Source organism: Natrinema sp. H-ect4 (assembly GCF_041894845.1).
GTDB lineage: Archaea > Halobacteriota > Halobacteria > Halobacteriales > Natrialbaceae > Natrinema.
Genome location: NZ_JBHDYC010000048.1, coordinates 1 through 1,061, shown reverse-complemented (window position 1 = coordinate 1,061; position 1,061 = coordinate 1). Strand labels below are relative to the sequence as shown.

Below are 1,061 nucleotides of genomic sequence, written 5' to 3'. Positions count from 1 at the left end.
CTATAGTAGTCATTAGAAGTAATTTCTCACTTTTGGAAGAGACAGTTGATCAATAGCGGTATCAATCGCTGTTGTGAGCTCAGGAAGCGAGTCAAAGAATCGGTTGCTAAGGGCTGCTTGGAGCTGTCTCCAGCACTCCTCGACTGGATTGAGTTCCGGTGAATATGCCGGTAACCTCACGAAGGCGAGGTCGTCACGGGCCGCCAGGTCCGTGACGGCCGACGCCTGAAAATACGGGGCTCCATCTAGCACGATAATCAAATCATCTTCGAACTCTTGGCATAACGCAAGAATGAAATGTTTCGCGTGGGCGGCGGTCACGTACTCTTCGAATCGAGAGAAAAAGCGATCACCGTCCTCGGTGATCGCGCCCAACAGACACGTCCAGTCGCGTTGCCCAGACAGTTCGACGGACGGCCGCGTGCCGCGCGGAAACCACGCGGCACGCGGCTCAACTTGGACGGATTTCTTGGTTTGATCGATACAGACTAGTGTGGCGTCCATCTCCCGCCGCTTTTTTTGAGTTCTTCGCGGAACGTTTCTTGGTCCTCAGCATCTGATTCGGCGGCTGTAGGGCGTGGCTTTTGATAGCTCAATCCCGCTTCTTTGAGCAACCGCCGGCAGCTCGGAATTGAGTACTCGACATCGTAGGTCTCGTCAAGATACTGCTGGACGAGCGCCGGCGTCCACGCCGGCGCGTCTACCCCGACTTCTTCGGGTGGGTCGTGGACTGTATCTTCGAATTCTTGTTGCTCTTTTTCTGAGAGTTTTCGCTTTCTCCCAGATCGGTGAGCATCAGTAACGGCCTGCTCAAGCGACTCGTCAGTGTCGAGTCGCTTGAGCCAACTGTAGATTGTTCGCCGGCCGGTGTTATGCCACTCGGCGAGTTCGGTCTGCGTAACGCCGTTTTTGTACGCAATTGCCGCTAACAGCCGTTGTGTCGGCTTCCTTCCCTCGACGTTGTCGAGTGCGTCGTGAAGTTCTTCGACGGAGATCTCGTCGAGATGATCCATTAGAAGCAGCAACAATCTATGGGCGGAAAATTCTAACGGTTACTATAG

General features: G+C 54.1%; 1 protein-coding gene. It reads right to left on the bottom strand.

The window, feature by feature from the left end:
* Positions 1–12: 12 nt before the first annotated feature.
* Positions 13–1,013, bottom strand: a protein-coding gene (locus ACEWFR_RS23730; protein ID WP_374063342.1) for an IS630 family transposase whose coding sequence is annotated in 2 segments (ribosomal slippage) — positions 13–521 and positions 521–1,013 — 1,002 coding nt in all. Because the reading frame shifts where the segments join, the coding sequence is not laid out codon by codon here.
* Positions 1,014–1,061 lie beyond the last annotated feature (48 nt).